Origin of the sequence: Nocardia sp. BMG111209 (genome assembly GCF_000381925.1) — a bacterium.
GTDB lineage: Bacteria > Actinomycetota > Actinomycetes > Mycobacteriales > Mycobacteriaceae > Nocardia.
Window position 1 is genome coordinate 3,069,276 of sequence record NZ_KB907307.1, and the last position, 21,860, is coordinate 3,091,135.

Here is a 21,860-nt window from a genome sequence, read left to right on the forward strand (position 1 = left end):
TTCCGATGCGCCGGTCACGGATTCGGATCGGCGGCGGCCGCTGCGGCCGTCGAACCCCGCCTACATCATCTTCACCTCGGGCTCGACCGGCCGGCCCAAAGGTGTGGCCGTCTCGCACGCCGCGATCGTCAACCGCCTGGCATGGATGCAGGCCGAGTACGGCCTGACCACCGGCGACGTGGTGTTGCAGAAGACGCCGGCAACGTTCGACGTGTCCGTGTGGGAGTTCTTCTGGCCCTTGCAGATCGGTGCGCGACTGGTCGTCGCGTCGCCGGACGGGCACCGGGATCCGGCCTACCTCGCCCGGATCATCGCCGCGGAGGGCGTGACGGTGGCGCATTTCGTGCCGTCCATGCTCGCCGCGTTCGTCGCCGCGCAGGAAGCGACGCCGACGCCGGACCCGGCAGAGATCGCGACGGCCCCTGCGAGTTCCGGCGAATCGCCATGGCCGTTGCGGATGGTCTTCACCTCGGGTGAGGCGCTGCCCGCCGCCACCGCGCAACGCCTGCGCGCGTTGACCGGAGCCCGGGTGCACAACCTGTACGGTCCGACCGAAGCCGCGGTCGAGGTCACCTACCACGAGGTGACCGGCAACGACCTGGTGAGCGTTCCCATCGGACGACCGGTGTGGAACACGCGGGTGTACGTGCTCGACGGCCGGCTGCGTCCGGTACCGGCGGGGGTCGCCGGTGAGTTGTATCTGGCGGGTGCGCAGTTGGCACGTGGCTACGTGGGCCGGCCCGATCTGTCGGCCGATCGGTTCGTGGCCGATCCGTTCGCCGCCGGTGAGCGGATGTACCGCACCGGTGATCTGGTCGCGTGGACCGTCGCCGATGAGCTGGAGTACTTGGGGCGCACCGATTTCCAGGTGAAGGTCCGTGGGGTGCGGATCGAGCTGGGCGAGATCGAGGCGGAGTTGCTGGCGTCACCGGGAGTCGCGCAGGCGGTCGTGGTGGTGCGCTCGGACGAGGTTCTCGGTGATCGACTGGTGGGGTACGTGATGCCCGCCGGTGCGTCGCACGTGGACGTGGACGAATTGCGCGCCGGCCTGGCGCGGCGGCTGCCGGCGTACATGGTGCCGTCGGCGTTGGTGATGCTGGCGGAGTTCCCGGTGAACGCGTCGGGCAAGCTGGATCGGCGTGCGCTGCCGATGCCGTCGTTCGTCGCGACGCTGTTCCGGGCGCCGGCGACGATGGTCGAACAGGCGGTCGCGGCGACGATCGCGGAGGTGCTGGGGATCGGCTCCGCCACCGGCGCAGTGGGTCTCGACGACGACTTCTTCGCGTTGGGCGGCAATTCACTTCTGGCGACGCAGGTCGCGGCACGACTCGCCGCCGCGCTGGAGACCGAGGTGCCGGTGCGGTTGCTGTTCGAGGCGCCGACGGTGGCGGATCTGGCGGCGCGACTGGAGTCTCGGGCCGGAACCGGTGGCCGGATTCCGTTGGGGCCGCGTCCCCGGCCGGCGGCGGTGACGCTGCCGGACGGGCAGACAGCGTCGCTGGTGCCGTTGTCGCTTGCGCAACAACGGATTTGGTTCCTCAATCGCTTCGACAACCGGAGCGCCGTCGACAACATTCCGATCGTGCTGCGGATCTCCGGTGCGCTGGATGTGCCGGCGCTGGGAGCGGCGCTGCGGGACGTGGTGGCGCGGCACGAAACGCTGCGCACCATCCACCCGGAACTCGAGGGCGTCGGGTACCAGCAGGTGCTGCCGATCGCCGGGATCCCGCTGGATGTGGTGGCCGAATCGCTGCCGGCGGACCGATGGCCTTCCCGCGCAGCCGAAATCGCGACGACACCGTTCGATGTGACGACGGAGGTGCCGTTCCGGATCGCTGTGCTCGCGGTGGACGGGACCACGGAGTATGTGGTGGTGCTGGTGGTACATCACATCTCCGGTGACGGCTTCTCGCTGCGGCCGCTGTTGCGGGATGTGGTGGCGGCGTACGGCGCGCGGTCGGCCGGCGAGGTGCCGGTGTGGGCGCCGCTGCCGGTGCAGTACGCGGATTACGCGTTGTGGCAACGGGAAATCCTGGGGTCGGTCGAGGATCCGGCATCGCCGGCGTCGCGGCAACTGGCGTACTGGGTGGACCGGCTGGCCGGAATGCCGGAGCAGATCGAGTTGCCGGCGGATCGGCCACGGCCGGAGGTGGCGTCGAATGCCGGTGCCGTACACGGGTTCACGGTGGACGCGGAGTTGCGGGCACGGCTCGTGGAGTCGGCCCGTGCCCGTGGGGTGACGGTGTTCATGATGGTGCACGCCGCGTTGGCGGTGTGGGCGGCGCGGTTGTCCGGCGGCCGCGACATCGCGATCGGAACGCCGATCGCCGGTCGCGGGGAACGCGGGCTGGACGATCTGGTGGGGATGTTCGTCAACACCCTGGTGTTGCGGACCGCGGTGGCCCCGGACCTCGGTTTCGCGGATCTGCTGGAGCAGGTGCGGGCGGTGGATGTGGCCGCGTTCGCGCATGCCGAGGTGCCGTTCGAGCAACTGGTGGAGGTGATCTCGCCGGTACGCTCGCAGGCCCGGCATCCGTTGTTCCAGGTGGCGTTGACGTTCGAGGCGGCCGGCGCCGGGGATGCGGCGCACGCGGCGCTACCCGGCCTGCACATCGACGTGGTGGACGCGCCGCTGGGAACGGCGAAGTTCGACATCCAGCTCACCGTGGGTGAAGTCCCCGCGGGAGGACTGGTGTTGTCCTGGAATTACGCCACGGATCTGTTCGACGCGGAGACGGTGGCGGCGTTCGCGCAGCGGCTGGTCCGGATCCTGCGTGCGGTGGCCGACGACCCGGATGTGGTGATCGGTGACATCGACCTGCTCGGCGACGACGAACGTGCCAATGTCACCCGGGCCTGGGTGTCGTCGGAAGACCTCGCACCACCCGTATCGACGGTGCTCGCGACCGACCGCACGCCCACACTCCCGGACCTGTTCCGCGCGACCGTAGCCGCACACGGTGATCGCGTCGCAGTCCGGTTCGGAGCCGATGCCCTGTCCTATCGTTCACTCGACGAGCGTGCAAACCAATTGGCGCGCAGGCTGATCGGGCTCGGCGCGGGCCCGGAGACCCTGATCGCCGTGCTCCTGCCGCGGTCGGCGGATCTGGTGGTCGCGTTGCTCGCGGTGCTCGAATCCGGTGCCGGTTACGTGCCGATCGATCCGTCCTATCCGGCCGACCGCATCGACTACGTGCTGGCCGACGCGCGGCCGGTGGCGGTGATCACCGACCGCAGTGTCGATGTCACGCTGCCCGCCGGGTTGCCGATCGTGTCGATGGACGAATTCGGTATGGACGTGCCCGATGTCGTCGACGCGGGCGAGGACCCGATCACGGACCTCGAGCGGAGCACCGCGCTGTTCCCTGATCACATCGCCTATGTGATCTACACGTCCGGTTCGACCGGTCGTCCGAAGGGTGTCGCGGTCACGCACGCGAACGTGGTGCGGTTGTTCGCGAACACCGATCGGATGTTCGGGTTCGGGCCCGAGGACGTGTGGACGTTGTTCCACTCCTACGCTTTCGACTTCTCGGTGTGGGAACTGTGGGGTCCGCTGCTGAACGGCGGCACGCTCGTCGTCGTCGACCACTTCACCACCCGCTCCCCCGAGCAGTTCCTCGATCTGCTGCGCGCACAACGGGTGACCGTGCTCAGCCAAACCCCTTCGGCCTTCTATCAACTCGCGGCCGCCGAGGCCGCCGATCCGTCACCGAGCCTGCCGGCGTTGCGGTATGTGGTGTTCGGTGGTGAGGCGCTGGAGTTGCGGCGGCTGTCGGAGTGGGTGTCGCGGCACGGGGACGGGTCTCAGGGTGCGGGCCCGCGGCTGGTCAACATGTACGGCATCACCGAGACCACCGTGCACGTCTCGCACCGGGTCCTCGACGCGGACACCGTCGCCGCGGCGACCGGATCGATCGTGGGCCGGGCGATCCCGGGTCTGCGGGTGTATGTGCTCGACGACCGGTTGCATCCGGTGCCGGTCGGGGTCGCCGGTGAGATCTATGTCGCGGGACCGCAGTTGGCGCGCGGGTACCTGGGTCGTGCGGATCTGACCGCGGCCCGGTTCGTGGCGAACCCGCTGGGTGCGGCAGGCGAAAGACTGTATCGCGCCGGGGATGTGGCGCGCTGGAACCGGCACGGTGAACTCGAGTATCTCGGCCGGGCCGACGATCAGGTGAAGGTCCGCGGGTTCCGGATCGAACTCGGGGAGATCGAGGCGGCGGTCCTCGCGCAGCCGGGTGTCGGCCAGGCCGCGGTGATCGTCCGCGAGGACATCCCGGGCGATCAGCGCATCGTCGCCTACCTCGTCGCCGACGGCACCCGTGATGCGGCGACTCCCGTTGCGGCCGTTGTCGATACAGAGGCCCTGCGTGCCGGTACGGCCGCACTGCTACCGGCCTACATGGTTCCGGCGGCCTTCGTCGTGCTCGACGCGATCCCGTTGACAGTCAACGGAAAGCTCGACCGCCGTGCGCTCCCGGCACCCGCCGCCACCACCCGAGCGTTCCGTGCTCCCGGGACACCGGTGCAGCAAGTCGTTGCCGAGACATTCGCCGACGTCCTGGACGTGCCGGATGTCGGTCTCGACGACGATTTCTTCGCCCTCGGTGGCAACTCGCTGATCGCAACCCGCGTTGCCGCACGGATCGGTGCCGCGCTGGGTACCACCGTCGCGGTACGCGCCTTGTTCGAGGCACCGGATGTGGAAGCTCTGGCCGCGCACGTGGAATCGGCGATCAGCACCGAGCAGGACGCACGTCCGCCGTTGGTGGCGGGTGTGCGTCCGGATCGGGTGCCGTTGTCGCTGGCGCAGTCTCGGATGTGGTTCCTGAACCAGTTCGATACGGCGTCGGCGGTGAACAACATTCCGGTGGCGATCCGGTTGTCGGGGTCGCTGGATGTGGCGGCGCTGGGTGCGGCGGTGTCGGATGTGGTGGCGCGGCACGAGATTCTGCGGACGGTGTATCCCGGTGGTGCCGGTGGTCCGGTGCAGCGGGTGTTGCCGGTGTCGGCGATGCCGGTGGTGGTGGAGCCGACCGTGGTGACTGCGGCCGGTGTGCTGGATGCGGTGGCGGGTGTGGTGTCGGCGGGGTTCGATGTGACGGTCGAGGTGCCGTTCCGGATCCGGTTGTTCCGGATCACCGATGCCGATACGGATGCCGCCGGCGTCGGTGGTGAGTTCGTGTTGGTGTTCGTGGCGCATCATATTGCCGCGGATGGCTGGTCGATGGGTCCGTTGACGCGGGATGTGATGGTGGCGTATGCGGCGCGGTCGGCGGGTGGGGTGCCGGGGTGGGCGCCGTTGGCGGTGCAGTATGCGGATTACAGTGTGTGGCAGCGGGAGTTGCTGGGGTCCGAGGATGATCCGGCGAGTTTGTTGTCGGGTCAGGCGCGGTTCTGGCGGTCGGCGCTGGCGGGGGTGCCGGATGAGTTGAATCTGCCGGCGGATCGGGGTCGGCCGGCGGTGGCGTCGTTTGCCGGTGGCCGGGTGGTGTTCCCGATCTCCACCGAGACGCATCGGGGTTTGGTTGGGGTGGCGCGGTCGCAGAATGCGACGTTGTTCATGGTGGTGCATGCGGCGTTGGCGGTGTTGCTGGCGCGGTTGTCGGGGACCGGGGACATTGTGGTGGGGACGCCGGTGGCCGGTCGTGGTGAGGCCGAGTTGGATTCGGTGATCGGGATGTTCGTGAACACGCTGGTGTTGCGGAGCCAGGTGACCGGTGGGGAGTCGTTCGAGCAGTTGGTGGCGGCGACGAAGGATGGTGATCTGCAGGCGTTCGCGCATGCGGATATCCCGTTCGAACGCCTGGTGGAGTTGGTGAATCCGGAGCGGTCCACCGCCCGGCATCCGCTGTTCCAGGTCGCCCTGTCGTTCCTGAACCTGCCCGAGACGTCGTTCGAGCTTCCCGGATTGCATGTCGAGGCAACCGAATACGACCTCGACACCACCAAATTCGACCTTTCCCTCACCATTACGGAGCATGCCGACAGCATGACTGCCGTCTTCTCTTACGCCCGTGACCTTTTCGACGAATCCACCGTCGAGGTGTTCGCGCAGCGGTTCACCCGCCTGCTAGAAGGCATCGTCGCCGAGCCACGGAAGCCGGTCGGCGACCTGCCGTTCCTGAGTGCCGACGAACATCGGGAGCTCACTCACGTCCACAGCGACGATGTGATGGCCACCAAGCGCCTGCCCGATCTCCTCACCCACGGCATGCGCCTCGGCCGGGATCGTCTGGCGGTGCGGTACAACGGTCGTTCGGTGACCTACGGTGAGCTCGACGACCTGTCGTCGCGGCTGGCTCGCGTGCTGATCGGACGTGGTGTCGGACCGGAGAGACTGGTCGCGGTGTCGCTGCCGCGCTCGTTCGAGATGGTGCTCGCGGTCCTGGCGATCACCAAAGCCGGTGGCGCACACATCCCGGTCGACCCGACCTATCCCGAAGACCGGGTGCGGCACATGCTCACCGATTCCGCCGCGGTCCTCGGTATCACCGCCTCCGCGTATGTGGATCGGTTGCCCACCGATGTGGATTGGCTGGTGCTCGACGACCCGGCCACCGATATCGCTTGTGCGGCAATGTCTTCGGCGCCGGTGACGGACGCGGATCGGTTGTCGCCGTTGCGGATGACCCATCCGGCGTATGTGATCTACACGTCGGGGTCGACGGGTAAACCCAAGGGTGTCACCGTCACCCACGCCGGTCTCGGTGGTCTCGCCGATGTCGCGACGGGGTTGTACGGGCTGGAACCGCATCACCGGTTCCTGCACATCTGCTCGCCGAGCTTCGACCCGTCGGTACTGGAATGGGTGTGCGCCTTCTACATCGGCGCCACCCTCGTGATCACACCCCCGGACATCATCGGCGGCAGTGATCTGGCGGACCTGCTGCGCGCCGAGCAGGTGACCCACACGATCATCACCCCGGCCGTGCTGGGGACGATGGACCCCGACGACCAGGCGCAGTTGCTGGTGACCTCGGTCGGTGGCGATGTGACCACACCGGAGTTGCTGGCGAAGTGGCAGCCGGGCCGTAAGTACTTCAACGCGTACGGGCCCACCGAAACCACGATCATCTCCACCTACGCCCGGCTCCACCCCGGCGACCACATCACGATCGGTACGCCGGTGCACGGCATGTCGGCACTGGTACTCGACAATCGACTCAACCCGGTCCCGCCCGGTGTCACCGGCGAGTTGTACCTCGCCGGTGGTGGAGTCGCTCGCGGCTACCACGGTGCGTACGGCCTCACCTCGGAACGCTTCGTAGCCAACCCCTTCGGCGCTCCCGGCGCGCGGATGTACCGCACCGGCGATATCGTCCGCTGGTACCCGGCACCTCAGCGCACCGACGCCGATCCCCTCCAGGACACCCGGCGGGAGCTGGATTATGTGGGGCGCAGCGATTTCCAGGTGAAGATCCGCGGGTTCCGTATCGAACTCGGCGAGATCGACGCCGTCCTGTCCCGCCACCCCGACGTCGACTTCGCCTTCACCATGGGCCGCGACACCCCCGCCGGCGCGACGATCCTCGCCTCCTACGTGAAACCCGTCCCCGGTCACACCATCGACGTGACCGAGATCAGCGACCACGTCGCGGCGATCCTGCCACCACACATGGTGCCCGCCGCGATCACCGTCCTCGACGAGATCCCCCTGACCCCGGTCGGCAAACTCGACCGCCGTGCCCTGCCCGAACCGGTCATCGCCACCCGCGACTACCGCGCCCCCGCCACCGAGATCGAGACCATCCTCGCCCAGGTGTTCACCGAGGTCCTCGGCACCGACCAGATCGGCCTGGACGACTCGTTCTTCGCCCTCGGCGGCGACTCCATCCTGTCCATCCAACTGGTCTCCCGCGCGAAGGCCCGCGGCATCGTCTTCACCCCCCGCGACGTCTTCGAACGCCGCAGCATCGCCGGACTCGCCACGGTCGCCCGCACCACCGACACCGCGGATTCCGGGCCCGTCCTGACGGAACTGCCCGGCGGCGGAGTCGGCACGATGCCGCTGACCCCCGTGCTGCGCTACCTGGTGGACCGGCCCGGATCCGCGCGCCGCTTCAATCAGTCACTGGCCCTGGAACTTCCGGCCGGCATCGACCGAGCGGGCATCGTCGCGACACTGACGGCCGTCATCGACCGGCACGACATGCTGCGCGCACGACTGCGCCGGGACGCCGACGCGGACTGGCTCGTGGAAACCGCCGCCGCGGGCACCGTCGACGTCGACGCGTTGATCGACCACCTCGTACTCGCCACCGACGCCGGCCCGGACGTGCCGGAGATCGCCGCGACCGCTCTGGATGCCGCGGTCGATCGGCTCGATCCCGAAGCGGGCGTGGTGATCCGGTTCGCCTGGCTGCAATCGTCCGATCCACGGCAACTGGGATGGCTGCTCATCGCCGCACACCACATGGTGATCGACGGCGTCTCGTGGCGAATCCTGGTGCCGGACCTCGTGTCCGCCTGGGCACAGATATCGGCCGGGCAGGCCCCCGAACTGCCGCCGGTCCCCACCGGCATGCGCACCTGGGCACATGCCCTGGCGCACAACGCAATCGATCGCGCCGCCGAAATCGGCCACTGGCGAGCAGCGGCCACCGGGCCCGATCCGCTGCTGACCACGCGTCCGCTGGACCCGGCCGTCGACGTGACGGCCGCACTCGCCGAGCATCACATCGAACTGTCCGCACAGACGACCCGCACCCTGCTGACGACCGTGCCCGCGCTGTTCCACGGCGGCGTGAACGACGGCCTGCTGACCGCCCTCGTGATCGCGGTCGCGGCCTGGCGGGCCCGCGGCGCCGCCACCGGCGCTCCCGGCGGTGCGGCCGTGGACGATTCGGTGCTGATCCGGTTGGAGGGGCACGGTCGCGAGGAGGAGGCGGTGCCGGGTGCGGATCTGTCGCGCACGGTGGGCTGGTTCACCTCGATCTTCCCGGTGCGGTTCGACCTGGCCGGTATCGACGTCGATGCGGCGCTGGCCGGTGGGCCGGCGATGGGCCGCGCGATCAAGGCCGTGAAGGAGCAGTTGCTGGCGGTGCCGGGCAAGGGCCTCGGCTACGGCATGCTGCGCCACCTGAACCCGGACACCGCGGCACAGCTCCCGGCGGAACCGCCGGGCCAGATCGGTTTCAACTATCTCGGCCGGATCTCGGAATCGGCTGTGCCGGAGGAGGTCCGCGGTCTGGGCTGGCTGCCGACCGGCGCGCTCGGCCACCTGCGGGCCGGTTACGACGCGGATATGCCGGCGATGGCGCCGATCGATGTGAACGCGATCGTGGCGGGGGATCGGTTGTCGGCGCAGATCGGTTATCCGGCAACGTTGTTGGATGCGGCGGCGGTGGCGGAGTTCGGTGGGTTGTGGGTGCGGGCGCTGGAGGCGGTGGCGCGGCATGCGCAGTCGCCGGAGGCGGGTGGGTTCACGCCGTCGGATTTCCCGTTGGTGCGGTTGCGGCAGGCCGATATCGAGGTGGTGACGCGGCGGTTCCCGGCGGTGGCCGAGGTGTGGTCGTTGTCGGCGTTGCAGGCGGGGTTGTTGTTCCATGCGCAGCTGGCGGCGTCGTCGGTGGATGTGTATACCGCGCAGGTGGTGCTGACGTTGTCGGGTCGGGTGGATCCGGGCCGGTTGCGTAATGCGGCGCAGGCGTTGCTGGATCGGTACGACAGCCTGCGCACCGCCTTCGTCACCGACCGCGACGGCACTGCCCTCCAGGTCGTCCTGGACCGGGTCGCCGTCGACTGGACCGAGCACGACATCACCGACCGGACGTCGAATACCGTGCCGCGCAACGGTTCCGCGGTCCACCACGCCGACGGCACCCATCCGGTCCCCGGGATCGATCCGATCCCACCGGCGGCGGCCGAGCTGATCGCCGCCGACCGTACCCGGCGGTTCGATCTGACGGCACCGCCGTTGATGCGGTTCACGTTGATCCGCACGGGTTCCCGGGAATGGCAGTTGGTGGTGTCGAATCACCACATCCTGCTCGACGGCTGGTCGATGCCGTTGCTGATGCGGGATCTGCTGATGCTGTACGCGACCCACGCGGACAGCAGCGCATTGCCGGGGGTCCGATCGTATCGCGGATTCCTGGAATGGCTTGCGCACCAGGATCATTCGGCGTCGTTGACGGTGTGGCGGCAAGCGCTCGCCGGGGTGTCGGAGCCGACACTGCTGACCCGCCCGCAGTCCGACCGCGAGATCACCAGCCTGGCCGGGGAGTATCTCTTCGGGCTGGACGAGGCGGTGACGGCGCGATTGGTCGCGGTGGCCGCGGAGCTGGGTGTCACCGTGAACACGGTGGTGCAGACCGCGTGGGGTGTGCTGCTGGGCCGGTTGACCGGTCGTGACGACGTACTGTTCGGTACCACGGTGTCCGGACGGCCGGCCGGACTGGCCGGGGTCGAGAACATGGTCGGCCTGTTCATCAACACCGTCCCCGTCCGGGTACGGGTCGACCCGGCCGAGTCGATCCGGGATCTGGCGACCCGCCTCCAGGACGAGCAGGCCGAACTGCTCGACCACCATCACATCGGCCTCGCCGACATCCAGGCCGCGGCCGGAATCGGTGGCCTGTTCGACACACTCGTGGTCTTCGAGTCGTATCCGATGGATGCCGAGGGTATTCAGCGCCAGGCCGCCGACATCGACGGTATGGCCGTCACCGGCATCCGCGCCACGGATGCCACCCACTATCCGCTGACCCTGATCGCACAACTGGATTCCCGGCTGCGCATCCGCGCGGGCTACCTGAGAGACCTGTTCGACGAGAAGGCGATCGCCCGCCTGGCGGATCGGCTGGTGCGGGTGCTGACCACGATCGTCACCGTCCCCGACCGCGCGGCCGGTGCGATCGATCTGCTCGACGCCGCCGAACGCCGCACCATCCTGACCGACTGGAACGACACCGATTTCGATGGCACCGCCGCGCTCGGCGGCCACCCGGCCACACTCGCCGCGCTGTTCCAAGCCCAGGCCGAGCGGACTCCCGACGCGATCGCTCTCACCTTCGCGGGAATCGAGCTGTCCTATCAGGAGTTCGGCGATCGCGTGCACCGCCTCGCGCGCTGGCTGATCGATCGCGGTGTGGGCCCGGAGTCGTTCGTGGCGCTGGGTATGCGGCGGTCGATCGATCTGGTGGTCGGCATGTACGCGGTGACCGTCGCCGGTGCCGCGTATGTGCCGCTGGATCCGGATCATCCGGCCGAGCGCACCGAATACATCCTCGCCACCGCGGATCCCGTCTGCGTGCTGACCGCGGGGACCGATCTCGACGTCGACACCGCGCAGGTGCGCATCGATCTGCTGGAACTGTCCGGTTATTCGATCGCGCCCGTGACCGACGCGGACCGGCGGCATCCGCTGCGCCCGGCCGACACCGCGTACGTGATCTTCACCTCGGGTTCGACGGGCCGGCCGAAGGGTGTGGCGGTGCCGCATGCGGCGATCGTCAACCGTCTGATGTGGATGCAGGCCGAGTACGGCCTGACCGCGGACGATGTGGTGTTGCAGAAGACCCCCGCGACGTTCGACGTGTCGGTGTGGGAGTTCTTCTGGCCCTTGCAGATCGGCGCACGCCTGGTCGTCGCGAAACCCGACGGGCACCGCGATCCCGAGTACCTGATGCAGGTGATCACGGCCGAGGGTGTGACGGTCACGCACTTCGTGCCGTCGATGCTGGCGGTATTCGTTGCGGCGCTGGCCGAGTCGGCCGGCCTTGCGGTGGCCACCGGGAACGACGGGCTGTGCCGGTCGTTGCGTCTGGTGTTCGCCTCCGGTGAAGCGCTGGGTGCCAAGCCCGCTCAGGCGATCACCCGGTTGACCGGGGCCCGGGTCCACAACCTGTACGGCCCCACCGAAGCCGCCGTCGACGTCACCCACCACGCGCTGACCGACCTCGATCTCGACACCGTCGCCATCGGCCGCCCCGTCCACAACACCCGCGTCTACGTCCTCGACAACCGGCTGCGGCCGGTGCCCGCCGGTGTTCCCGGCGAGCTGTACCTCGCCGGTATCCAGCTCGCCCACGGTTACGTCGCCCGCCCCGACCTCACCGCCGACCGCTTCGTCGCCGACCCCCACCAGCCCACCGCCCGCATGTACCGCACCGGCGACCTCGTCACCTGGACCGGCACCGGCGAACTGGAATACCTGGGCCGCACCGACTTCCAGGTCAAACTCCGCGGCCTGCGCATCGAACTCGGCGAAATCGAAACCGCCCTCACCGGACTCGACGAGATCGCCCAGGCCGTCGTGATCGTCCACACCGACCCCTACACCGGCGACCAGCTCGTCGCCTACCTCACCCCCACCGGCGGCCACCACATCGACGTCGACGACATCCGCGAGGAACTGGCCCGCCGTATCCCCGGCTACATGGTGCCCGCCACCTTCATGGTCCTGGACACGCTGCCGCTCAACGCCTCCGGCAAACTCGACCGCAAGGCCCTGCCCGCACCCACGGTCGAAGCGGCGGTGTTCCGGGCCCCCACCACCCCGGTACAGGAGATCGTCGCGACCGTGTTCGCCGAGGTCCTCGGCGCCGACCGGGTCGGACTCGACGACGACTTCTTCGCCCTCGGCGGCAACTCCCTGATCGCCACCCAGGTCGCCGCCCGCCTGTCCACCGCACTGCACACCCGCGTCGGCGTCCGCGACCTGTTCGACGCACCCACCGTCACCGCCCTCGCCGCCCGCACCGAAACCCGCACCGACACGAGCAACCACGCACCGCTCGAGCCGCAGCAGCGCCCCCCGCTGCTCCCGCTCTCGCTGGCCCAGCAACGCATGTGGTTCCTCAACCGCTTCGAGGCCGGCCGCGACGGCATCGAATCCGGCTCGGCCGCAGCGGCATACAACATCCACGCGGCGGTACGCCTGTCGGGCCTGCTCGACCGGCAGGCACTCCAGGTCGCGGTGGCCGACGTGCTCGACCGGCACGAGTCGCTGCGCACCCGGTTCCCCGCCGTCGCGGCCTGGACCCAGGACCCCGCCATGGGCCCCGCCTACCAGGAGATCCTGCCCACCACCCGGGTGGTGCCGGACCTCACCCCGGTTCCGGTCACGGAAGTCCATCTGCCGCAGCGGCTCTCGGAACTGGTCGGGATCGCGTTCGATGTCACCGCCGAAGCGCCGTTCCGGGCCGGGCTGTTCGAGATCAGCCCCACCGAACACGTCCTCGCCCTCGTGGTGCACCACATCTGCGCCGACGGTTTCTCGATGGGTCCGCTGACCCGGGACGTGATGGCCGCCTACGGCGCCCGCGTCGACGGCGGCGAACCCGCCTGGCAGCCACTGCCGGTCCAGTACGCCGACTACGCACTGTGGCAGCGCGAGGTCCTCGGCAACGAGGCCGACCCGGAATCGGTCATCGCACAACAGATCTCGTTCTGGCGCGACACCCTGCGCGGCCTGCCGGAACAACTGGACCTACCGGCCGACCGGCCGCGTCCGGCCGTGCGGACCTTCGCCGGTGACACGGTGGCCCTGACCGTCCCGCCGGAAACCCATCGCGCACTGGCCGATCTGGCCCGTGCCCGCGGCGCGACCCTGTTCATGGTCGTGCACGCCGCGCTGGCGGTCCTGCTGGCCCGGCTGTCCGGCACCGACGACATCGCGATCGGCACCCCGGTCGCCGGTCGCGGCGAACCCGAACTCGACGACCTGGTCGGCATGTTCGTCAACACCCTGGTGTTCCGGACCCGCCTCACCGCCGACGAGCCGTTCACCCGGTTGCTGGCCCGCCAGCGCGAAACCGACCTGCGGGCGCTCGCGCACGCGGATCTGCCGTTCGAGCGGCTGGTGGAGGTGCTCGACCCGGCCCGCTCCACGGCCCGGCACCCGTTGTTCCAGGTCGGGCTGACCTTCCAGAACCTCGGCCGCACCGGCCTGGAACTGCCCGGCCTGACCGTCGCCGGCCTGGCGGTCGACAGCGGGCTGTCGCCGTTCGACCTGAACCTGACCCTCGCCGACCACTACGGCCCGGCGGATGCTCCCGACGGCATCACCGGATCGTTCACCTACGCCACCGATCTGTTCGATCGCGCGACGGTGCACGGCTTCGCGCAACGGTTCCTGCACCTGCTCGACGGCATCGCCGCCGCGCCGGACACCGCCGTCGGTGATCTCGAACTGCTGCTCGGCGCCGCCGAACGGGACCGGATCCTGCGGCGCTGGAACGAGACCCGGCACCCGCTGCCCGCGCGCACCCTGCTGGACGACTACCGGCGCACGGTCGCCGCACATCCGGATCGGGTCGCGGTGGTGTTCGAGGACACCGTCCTGACCTACCGCGAATTCGACGCCCGGGTCAATCGGCTGGCGCGCCTGCTGATCTCGCGCGGGGTCGGCCCGGAATCGCTGGTGGCGCTGGCGATCCGCCGCTCACCGGAGTTGGTGGTCGGCCTGTACGCGATCGTGACGGCGGGCGGCGCCTGGGTGCCGCTGGACCCGGACCATCCGGCGGAACGCATCGGGCATGTGCTCGACACCGCCCGCCCGGTCTGCCTGCTGACCACGGCCCGGGACGGTTTCACCACCGACCGGGATGTGCCCGCGATCGCGATCGATACGGCCGACCTGTCCGGCTTCGCCCCGGAACCGTTGTCCCCCACCGAACTCCGCGCGCCGCTGCGGCCGCAGCACCCGGCCTACGCCATCTTCACCTCCGGTTCGACCGGCCGCCCGAAGGGTGTCGTGGTGTCGCACGCCGCGATCCACAATCAGATCTCGTGGCTGCTGGACCACTATCGGCTCGGCGCCGACGACGTCTACCTGCAGAAGACCGCCACCACCTTCGACGTCTCGCTGTGGGGCTGGTTCGCGCCGCTGCGGGCCGGCGGCACCCTGGTGGTCGCCACCCCCGACGGGCATCGGGATCCGGCCTATCTCGCGGAAACGATTGCGGCGCACGGCGTGACGGTGACCGATTTCGTACCGTCGATGCTGACCGTCTTCGCCGGGCACGCCCCGGCCGCGGCGCTGTCGACACTGCGGCACGTCTTCGTGATCGGCGAGGCGCTGCCGCCGCAGACCGTGACCGCGATGCACGCCGTGTCGACGGCCCGGATCCACAACCTGTACGGCCCGACCGAGGCCGCGGTGTCGATCACCTCGCGGCCCGCCACCGGCGCGGACCGGACCAGCGTGCCCATCGGTGTGCCGCAATGGAATTCGCGGGTGTACGTACTGGATTCGCGGCTGCGCCCGGTGCCGCCGGGTGTGGTGGGCGAACTGTATCTGGCCGGTGATCAGCTGGCCCGCGGCTACGTGTCCCGCCCGGATCTGACCGCGGATCGGTTCGTCGCCGATCCGTTCGACACCGCCGGCGCGCGGATGTACCGCACCGGCGATCTGGTGCTGTGGCGGCGGCGCGAGAGCCGGGCCGTCCTGGATTACGTGGGCCGCAGCGACTTCCAGGTGAAGTTCCGCGGCCAGCGCATCGAGCTCGGGGATATCGAGTCGGCGCTGCTGGCGCATCCGCGGGTGGCCCAGGCGGTGGCCCTGGTGCAGCCGTCGGACCTCGGCGATCGCCTGGTCTCCTATGTGGTGCCGGCGCCGAACACGCTGCTGGACACCGCGGAGGTACTGGACTCGGCCGCCCGTGCCCTGCCCGCGTACATGGTGCCCGCCGCGCTGGTCGAACTGCCGGAGTTGCCGTTGAACAGCTCCGGCAAGCTGGATCGCCGGGCATTGCCGCAGCCGACGTTCACCCGGCAGCGGTTCCGGGTGCCCGTCACCCCGGTCGAGCAGATCCTCGCGGAGGTGTTCGCGGAGATTCTCGGCCTCGAATCATCCGGCGGCGGCATCGGTTTGGACGACGACTTCTTCGAGCTCGGCGGCAACAGCATCCTGTCGGTGCAGTTGGTCTCGCGCGCGGCCGCCGCGGGCATCCGGCTCGGCGTCCGCGAGGTGTTCGAGTACCGCACCCTCGGCGCGCTGGCCGCGAACGTGGTCCTCGACGATCGGCCGGCGCCGGAACTGCCCACCGGCCCGCTGCTCCCGATCGATCCCGCCGACCGGGCGAGCTGGAAGCAACGGCACCCGAACCTGGCCGAGGTGTGGCCGGTGACCCCCGAGCAGGCGGATCTGTTGCGCCGCATGCGATCCGGCGCGGACATCCCGTTGCGGCAGGCGGTGCTGACCCTGCGCGGCGCCGATCCCGGCCGCCTGCACACCGCGGCCCGCGCGCTGCTGGACCGCTTCGCCAACCTGCGCGTGGTGTTCGCCGCCGACCGGACGGGCCGGCCGGTGCAGCTGGTCCTCGATCGAGTCGAGATGCCGTGGCACACCATCGATCCCACCGCGCCGACCCATCTGCCGCAGCTGCTGGCCGACGAGCGGGCCACCGCCTTCTCCCCCGGTACGCCGCCGATCCGGTTCACGCTGTACCGGCTCCCGGAGAACCAGTGGACGCTGACCGTCACCACCCACGACCTGCTCGCCGACACCTGGTCGATGCCGCTGCTGCTGCGCGATCTCATGGTTCTGTATGCGGTCCACGGTGATCCGGCCGCGCTGCCACCGCTGCCCTCCTATCGCGACCATCTCGCCCTGCTGACGATCGCCGATCACGAATCCGCGAAACAGGCCTGGGCACAGGCGATCTCGGTCCCGGGATGTCCGGCGCCACTGGCCGGGCCGGATCCGGCGAGCCGATCCGAGCAGGGGATCGGCCGGCTCCCGGCCGAACTCGACGCCGGGGATGCGCGGCGGCTGGCCGCGCTGGCGGGCGAACTCGGCATCGCGACCGGCACGGTACTGGAGGCCGCCTGGGGTCTGGTGCTCGCCCGCGCCACCGGCAGCAACGATGTGGTCTTCGGCGCCACGGTGCCCGGCCGGCCCGACGAGCTTCCCGGCAGCGAATCGATGGTGGGTGCGTTCGCCGAGACGGTGCCCGTGCGGTTGCGTGTGGACGACCGGGCGACGGTGTCCGACCTGCTCACCACCCTGGACCGGGAGCGGACGGCCCTCGCGGGACACCCGTCCCCGGGCCTCGACGCCCTCCGGGCCGCGACCGGCGCCGAGATCGCGTTCGATTCACTGCTGACGTTCGAGGCGTCCGCGGTCGAGCCGACCGCCGTCCTGGCCGCGGAACTCGACGGTATGTCCGTGACCGCGGTCGAGATCCGCCACGATCCGGCCCACCCGCTCACGCTGACCGTCGTCACCGACGATGTGATCCGGTTCCGCTTCGACCACGATCGGGCCGTGTTCCCGGCGTCCCGCGTGGAAACGCTGGCGGCACAACTGGTCCGGACGCTGACGGCCATCGTGCGCGATCCGCGCGCCACGGTCGCCGAACTCGACACCGCCGCGTCGGCGGCGACCCCGCCGGGTGGTCACGACTCGCGGAACTGACCGCCCCCGGACATACGAGAAGCCCGGCACCTCGCGGATGCCGGGCTCTCGCACCGGGACGGTTCTCCTGTGTTCGCCGACGGCCCGCCGGTGAACGCGGGAGAAGTGGCCGTCGGCGGCACCGAGCCTCGTCGATCGGTGCCGCCGGCGGCCGGGTCGGATCAGCCCATGGGGACGAGGTCGCGCACGCTCGCCAGTTGCGCCAGCGGGACGCCGCCGCGGAACACCTCGGTACTGCCCAGCGCGGGCCCGCTGACCGCGGCGGCCGCGAGCGCCTGCGCCTTGAAGGCGCGAGCGGCCACGCTCAGCCGGTGCTGCACCGAGCCGATGCGAGCGTCCAGTTCCAGCGGGCAGCTGTCGCCCCACACCGTGACCTCGGCGGTTCCGTGCTCGAGCGCGTCGAGCACCCCGCAGCGCACCCGGGCATCGGCCTCGAACAGGTCGGCGGCCACCGCGATCGCGTGCGGCATCGGCCCGTGCGACGGGGAGCCGAGCGACCGCTCGAGTTCCAGCACGTTGGCGCCGAGGATCTGCAGCGGCCGCACGTCCTCGCCACCGGAGATCAGCACGGTGACATCCCAGCCCGCCATCACCCGATCGAACATCCAACCCCCGACGTTCCGCACGGCGTCGACCATGCTCGGCGCCACCACCGCCAGCCGATACCTCAGATCGTGCTTGCGGGCGTGAGCTCGCGCTCGAGCGAGCGGACGTACTCCTTGAACACTGTGTTCAGCGGAATCGAGGGGTCGAGCAGCCATGAGGTTTCCATCCCGTTGAGAAAAGCGACTACTTCCACGGCCTTGACGGCCGGATCTATGTCGGTACGGAACCGACCGGAGCGCTGGCCCCGCCGAATCCCCTCCGAGACGGAGGCGAGGGCGGCGCGGTAGCGCTCCAGCAGGCGATCGTGCAGCGGGGCGTCCGGCTCCAGGTTTTCTATGAGCAGTACGGCAAACATGCCGACCAGGTCCGGAGAACGCCGGAACCGATCGGCGACATTCACGAGATTCTCGATGATGTCGCCTTCTTGGTCCGCGTGCAGTTCGTCGTCGGTGTCGCGGGCTTCGAGCACAGCTTGCAGCAACTGCTCCTTGGACTCGAAATGGTGCAGCAACCCCGCCGGGGTGACACCTGCCTCCCGCGCGATCTGGGCGAGTGTGGTACTCCGCCACCCGTTGCGCGAAAGCAGGCGCTGGGCGACGGCGAGAATCTGCAGCTTACGTTCCTCACCCTTCGCGAGAAGAGTGTCGTAAGGGCGTGCAGTGGGCCGCTGACCGGACACCGAACTCCTTTGTTCGAATCAACCTACTGAACACACAGTAGGTTGGTTTTGCCCCTGTGACAAGGGTCTCAACGGGAAATCTCGGGCTACCCCCTACCAGCGCCGATAAGGCTACACGCGGGCAATCCGGCCACCGCCGGTGTCGGTCGCCCGGTCGCCGGCCGGGGTCGCGAACCGCGCGGCGGTCCGGTCGATCCAGGCGTCGTAGTCGGTCAGCTTGGCGCACAACTCGTCCCGGCCCATCGGGGAATCGAGGATCAGGAAGTCCTCGGCATCGATCGCGCCGACCAGCAGATCGGCGACCCGCTCCGGGGTGAGCGCGCGGGCCAGGGCCGGATGATCGGCCGGGAAGCCCTCGGTCAGCAGCATGGGGGTGAGCATGGGACCGGGGCAGAAGCACGACACCTTGACCCCCTGCGGGCGATAGGTGACGGCCAGCCATTCCGCCAGCGCCAGCGCGGCGTGCTTGCTCACCGAATAGGTGGCATTGCGGGCGTCGGTGGTCATCGCGACCACCGAGGCGGTCGACAACAGGTAGCCGTCGCCACGGGCCACCATGGCCGGGGCCACTTCTCGGACCGCGTGCAGATGCGCCATGACGTGTACGCGAAAAGCCTGCTCCCAGTCCGCATCCGGCTTCGGGTCGCCGGGCCGCGCGGGGCCGGTGAGCCCCGCGTTGCTGAACCACACATCGATCTCGCCGTAACTGCGCCGCGCGAGTTCGGCGACGGCGCGCACGGTCTCGGCCGCACCGATGTCGCCGGCCAGGCCGACGGCGCCGATCTCGGCCGCCACCGCCTCGACCTTGGCGGCGTCGAGATCGGTCACCACGACCTTCGCACCCTCGGCGGTGAACCGCCGCGCGCAGGCCGCCCCGATACCGCTGCCGGATCCGGTCACGACCACCACTCTGCCGTCGAGTTTCATTGCGCTGCCCTCACTTCTCGTGTGTCCGGTCGGTCACGGGCGGACCGGTCGGGCCACCGCCTCAAATCGGAGGATAGTTAAGCACCTGAGATTAAATTGGACAATAGTGGCTGCCGAAATTGCATAGGTGATCGACATTTAGTTAAGTAGACAACCTTATGTACGATCGGACCGGTCGGCCTGCATAGGATTCCCGCATGCCAGCACGCCAGAGGTGGAGTTCGGAGGAGACGCAGCCGGGCAACCGGGACCGCGCCAATTCCAAGGGCGCGGCGACCCGGCAGCTCATCCTCGAGACGGCCGAGCAGTTGTTCGCCGAGCGCGGGATCGAGGCCGTGCCGCTGCGGGATATCGCCGTGGCCGCCGGGCAACGCAACAACGTTGCGGTGCAATACCATTTCGGCGATCGGGAGAATCTGCTGCGGGCGATCGTCGCTTATCGCGCCGCGCGCAGCGAGCAGATCCGCACCGAGCTGCTCGCGGATCTGCTCGCCGCCGACCGGCCGCCGCAGCCACGGGATCTGGTGCGGGCCTTCGTCGTCTCACTGGCCGGGCATCTGGAGGACGGCAACCACTACCTGGCGTTCCTGTCGCGGCACATCGTCGAGCGGGCCGGCTACACCGGTTTGACGGGGGTGGCCGGCACCAGCATCGTCGGCACGTTCCTCGCGCTGCTGGGCAGGCTGCTGCCGGACCACCCGGCCGCGGTCCTGGAAGAGCGGTGGATGACCGTCATGTCCACGACGGTGCACACGCTGTCGCGGTATCAGATCGCGCAGCGCGGTGAGCGGCTGCCCGCGGCACTGCCGGAGCTGTTGGAGGATCTGGTGAACTTCCTCACCGCGGGCCTGGCGGCGCCGGTCACCGGGCCCGCGGCGGACTGAAGGACGGCCGCGCTCAGATCGCGGCCGCGTCCTTGCGGATCGTGACCGGTTCGGCCAGGCGCTGCTCATCGCAGATGCGCTGCAACGTATCCAGCGTTTCGTCCAGGCCCGCGCCGAGGCGGGGTCCGGAGGTGAAGGTGGCGGGCAGTTTCCGCATGCCCTGGATGATGCCGATGGTCTCGTAGTGCACCGCACCCTCGGGATCGCAACGGTAGTCCGGCATCCGGTCGAGCACCGCCACCAGCATGCGCTTGAAGATGGTGCGCGCCACGTTGGATCCGATGCAGCGGTGCACACCGAGCCCGAAGCTGTAGTGCCGGTTGCCCTTCCGATCCAGATCGATCTCGTTCGGATTCTCGAACACCGCCGGATCACGGTTGGCCATCGCCCAGGACAGCCACAGCCGCTCCCCCTCCTTGTACTGCCGACCGCCCACCTCGCAGTCCTCGGCGATGGTGCGGCCGTCGCCGGGGGCCGGGGTGTAGAAGCGCAGGAACTCCTCGGTCGCGGAGTCGAGCAGCAGATCCCGTTCCCGGCTGAGGGTTTCGCGGTCCGCGGGATGTTCACCGAGCCATTCCAGCGCGTGCGCGGTGAGCGCGGTGGTGGTGTCGAAGCCGCCGCCGATGATCAGCGCGAGCATGCCCAGGGCGTCCTCGTCGGAGATCGGCACGCCGACGAGGGTGGCCCGCGCCACGGCGTCGATCATGCCCGGCCGCGGATTCGCCTTGATCTCCAGATAATTCGCGAGCAGGTCGGCGCGCATGACCTTGCTCATCTCGACCACCCGCGCCATATCCGGTGAGGTCGGCGGCGTGTAGACCGAGGCGTGCGCGGGCTCGTTGTAGATGGTCCACTTCCGCAGCGGGATGCCCAGCATCGCCAGGGTCAGCACGGCCGGAACGACATTCGCGAGATCGTCGACGAAGTCGATCTCCCCGGACTCGATGTGCTCGTCGATGGCGGCGCGGATCACCTCGTCGATCACCGGGATCCAGCGCTGCACCGCCGCCGGGGACAGATGCGGATTGAGTACCGACCGCAGATCCTTCTGTTCCGGCGGATCCATCTCCAGGATGCCGGAGCGGATCATGTCGGGGCGGTTGGGCGCGGGGATCGAGATGCCCTTGTAGCCCTTGCGCTCCCGCCTCGGATCGTGATCGTTGGAAAGGTGTGGGCAGCGCGACAATTCGAAGACCTCGCGATTGCCCGCGGCCACCCAGTGGCCGCCGTAGGTGTCGGTCCAGGCGACCGGGCACCGGTCCTGCATCTCCCGGGTGATGTCGGCGAACCGGCCCCGGTACTGCGGGGCGTGCCGGTCGAATTGGTAGTTCGGCTGCCGGTGCGCGCCGGCGGCTGCTTCCGCGGTCATGGTGTCGTACCTCGTATTCGGCTGTGG

At 69.3% G+C, this 21,860-nt stretch carries 6 protein-coding genes (1 of these 6 only partly in view); 2 read left to right on the forward strand and 4 right to left on the reverse strand.

The features are described from left to right. Window positions 1-17,368: the 3' end of a non-ribosomal peptide synthase/polyketide synthase gene (locus G361_RS43605; RefSeq protein WP_036494118.1), read on the forward strand. The gene continues 18,062 nt to the left of window position 1, outside the view; 17,368 of the gene's 35,430 nt are visible here — the last part of the coding sequence; its start codon lies beyond the left edge, outside the window; the stop codon is at window positions 17,366-17,368. 161 nt (window positions 17,369-17,529) lie between these two features. Here the strand turns inward: G361_RS43605 and G361_RS0114055 are convergent, their stop codons facing one another. The 3 genes from G361_RS0114055 to G361_RS0114065 form a co-directional block, all read right to left on the reverse strand. Further along, the gene (locus tag G361_RS0114055; RefSeq protein WP_026343016.1) at window positions 17,530-18,039 is read right to left on the reverse strand and encodes a hypothetical protein; all 510 of its coding nucleotides are present in this window, start codon (window positions 18,037-18,039) and stop codon (window positions 17,530-17,532) included. After that, entirely contained in the window at window positions 18,036-18,653 is a 618-nt protein-coding gene (locus G361_RS0114060; protein WP_019927724.1) for a TetR/AcrR family transcriptional regulator, read from the reverse strand. Before G361_RS0114060 ends, G361_RS0114055 begins: the two co-directional genes overlap by 4 nt. Window positions 18,654-18,764: 111 nt before the next feature. Then, on the reverse strand, window positions 18,765-19,553 hold the full coding sequence (locus tag G361_RS0114065; protein WP_231386874.1) for an SDR family oxidoreductase: 789 nt from the start codon (window positions 19,551-19,553) through the stop codon (window positions 18,765-18,767). Window positions 19,554-19,777: 224 nt separating this feature from the next. Between G361_RS0114065 and G361_RS0114070 the strand changes: the two genes are divergently transcribed. After that, window positions 19,778-20,464: a TetR/AcrR family transcriptional regulator gene (locus G361_RS0114070; RefSeq protein ID WP_019927726.1), complete on the forward strand. Its 687-nt coding sequence runs from the start codon at window positions 19,778-19,780 to the stop codon at window positions 20,462-20,464. Window positions 20,465-20,477: 13 nt separating this feature from the next. On the opposite strand, the gene G361_RS0114075 is transcribed toward G361_RS0114070, so the two are convergent. Further along, a complete protein-coding gene (locus G361_RS0114075) occupies window positions 20,478-21,833 on the reverse strand; it encodes a cytochrome P450 (protein ID WP_019927727.1) in 1,356 nt (451 codons plus the stop codon). Window positions 21,834-21,860: the final 27 nt, after the last annotated feature.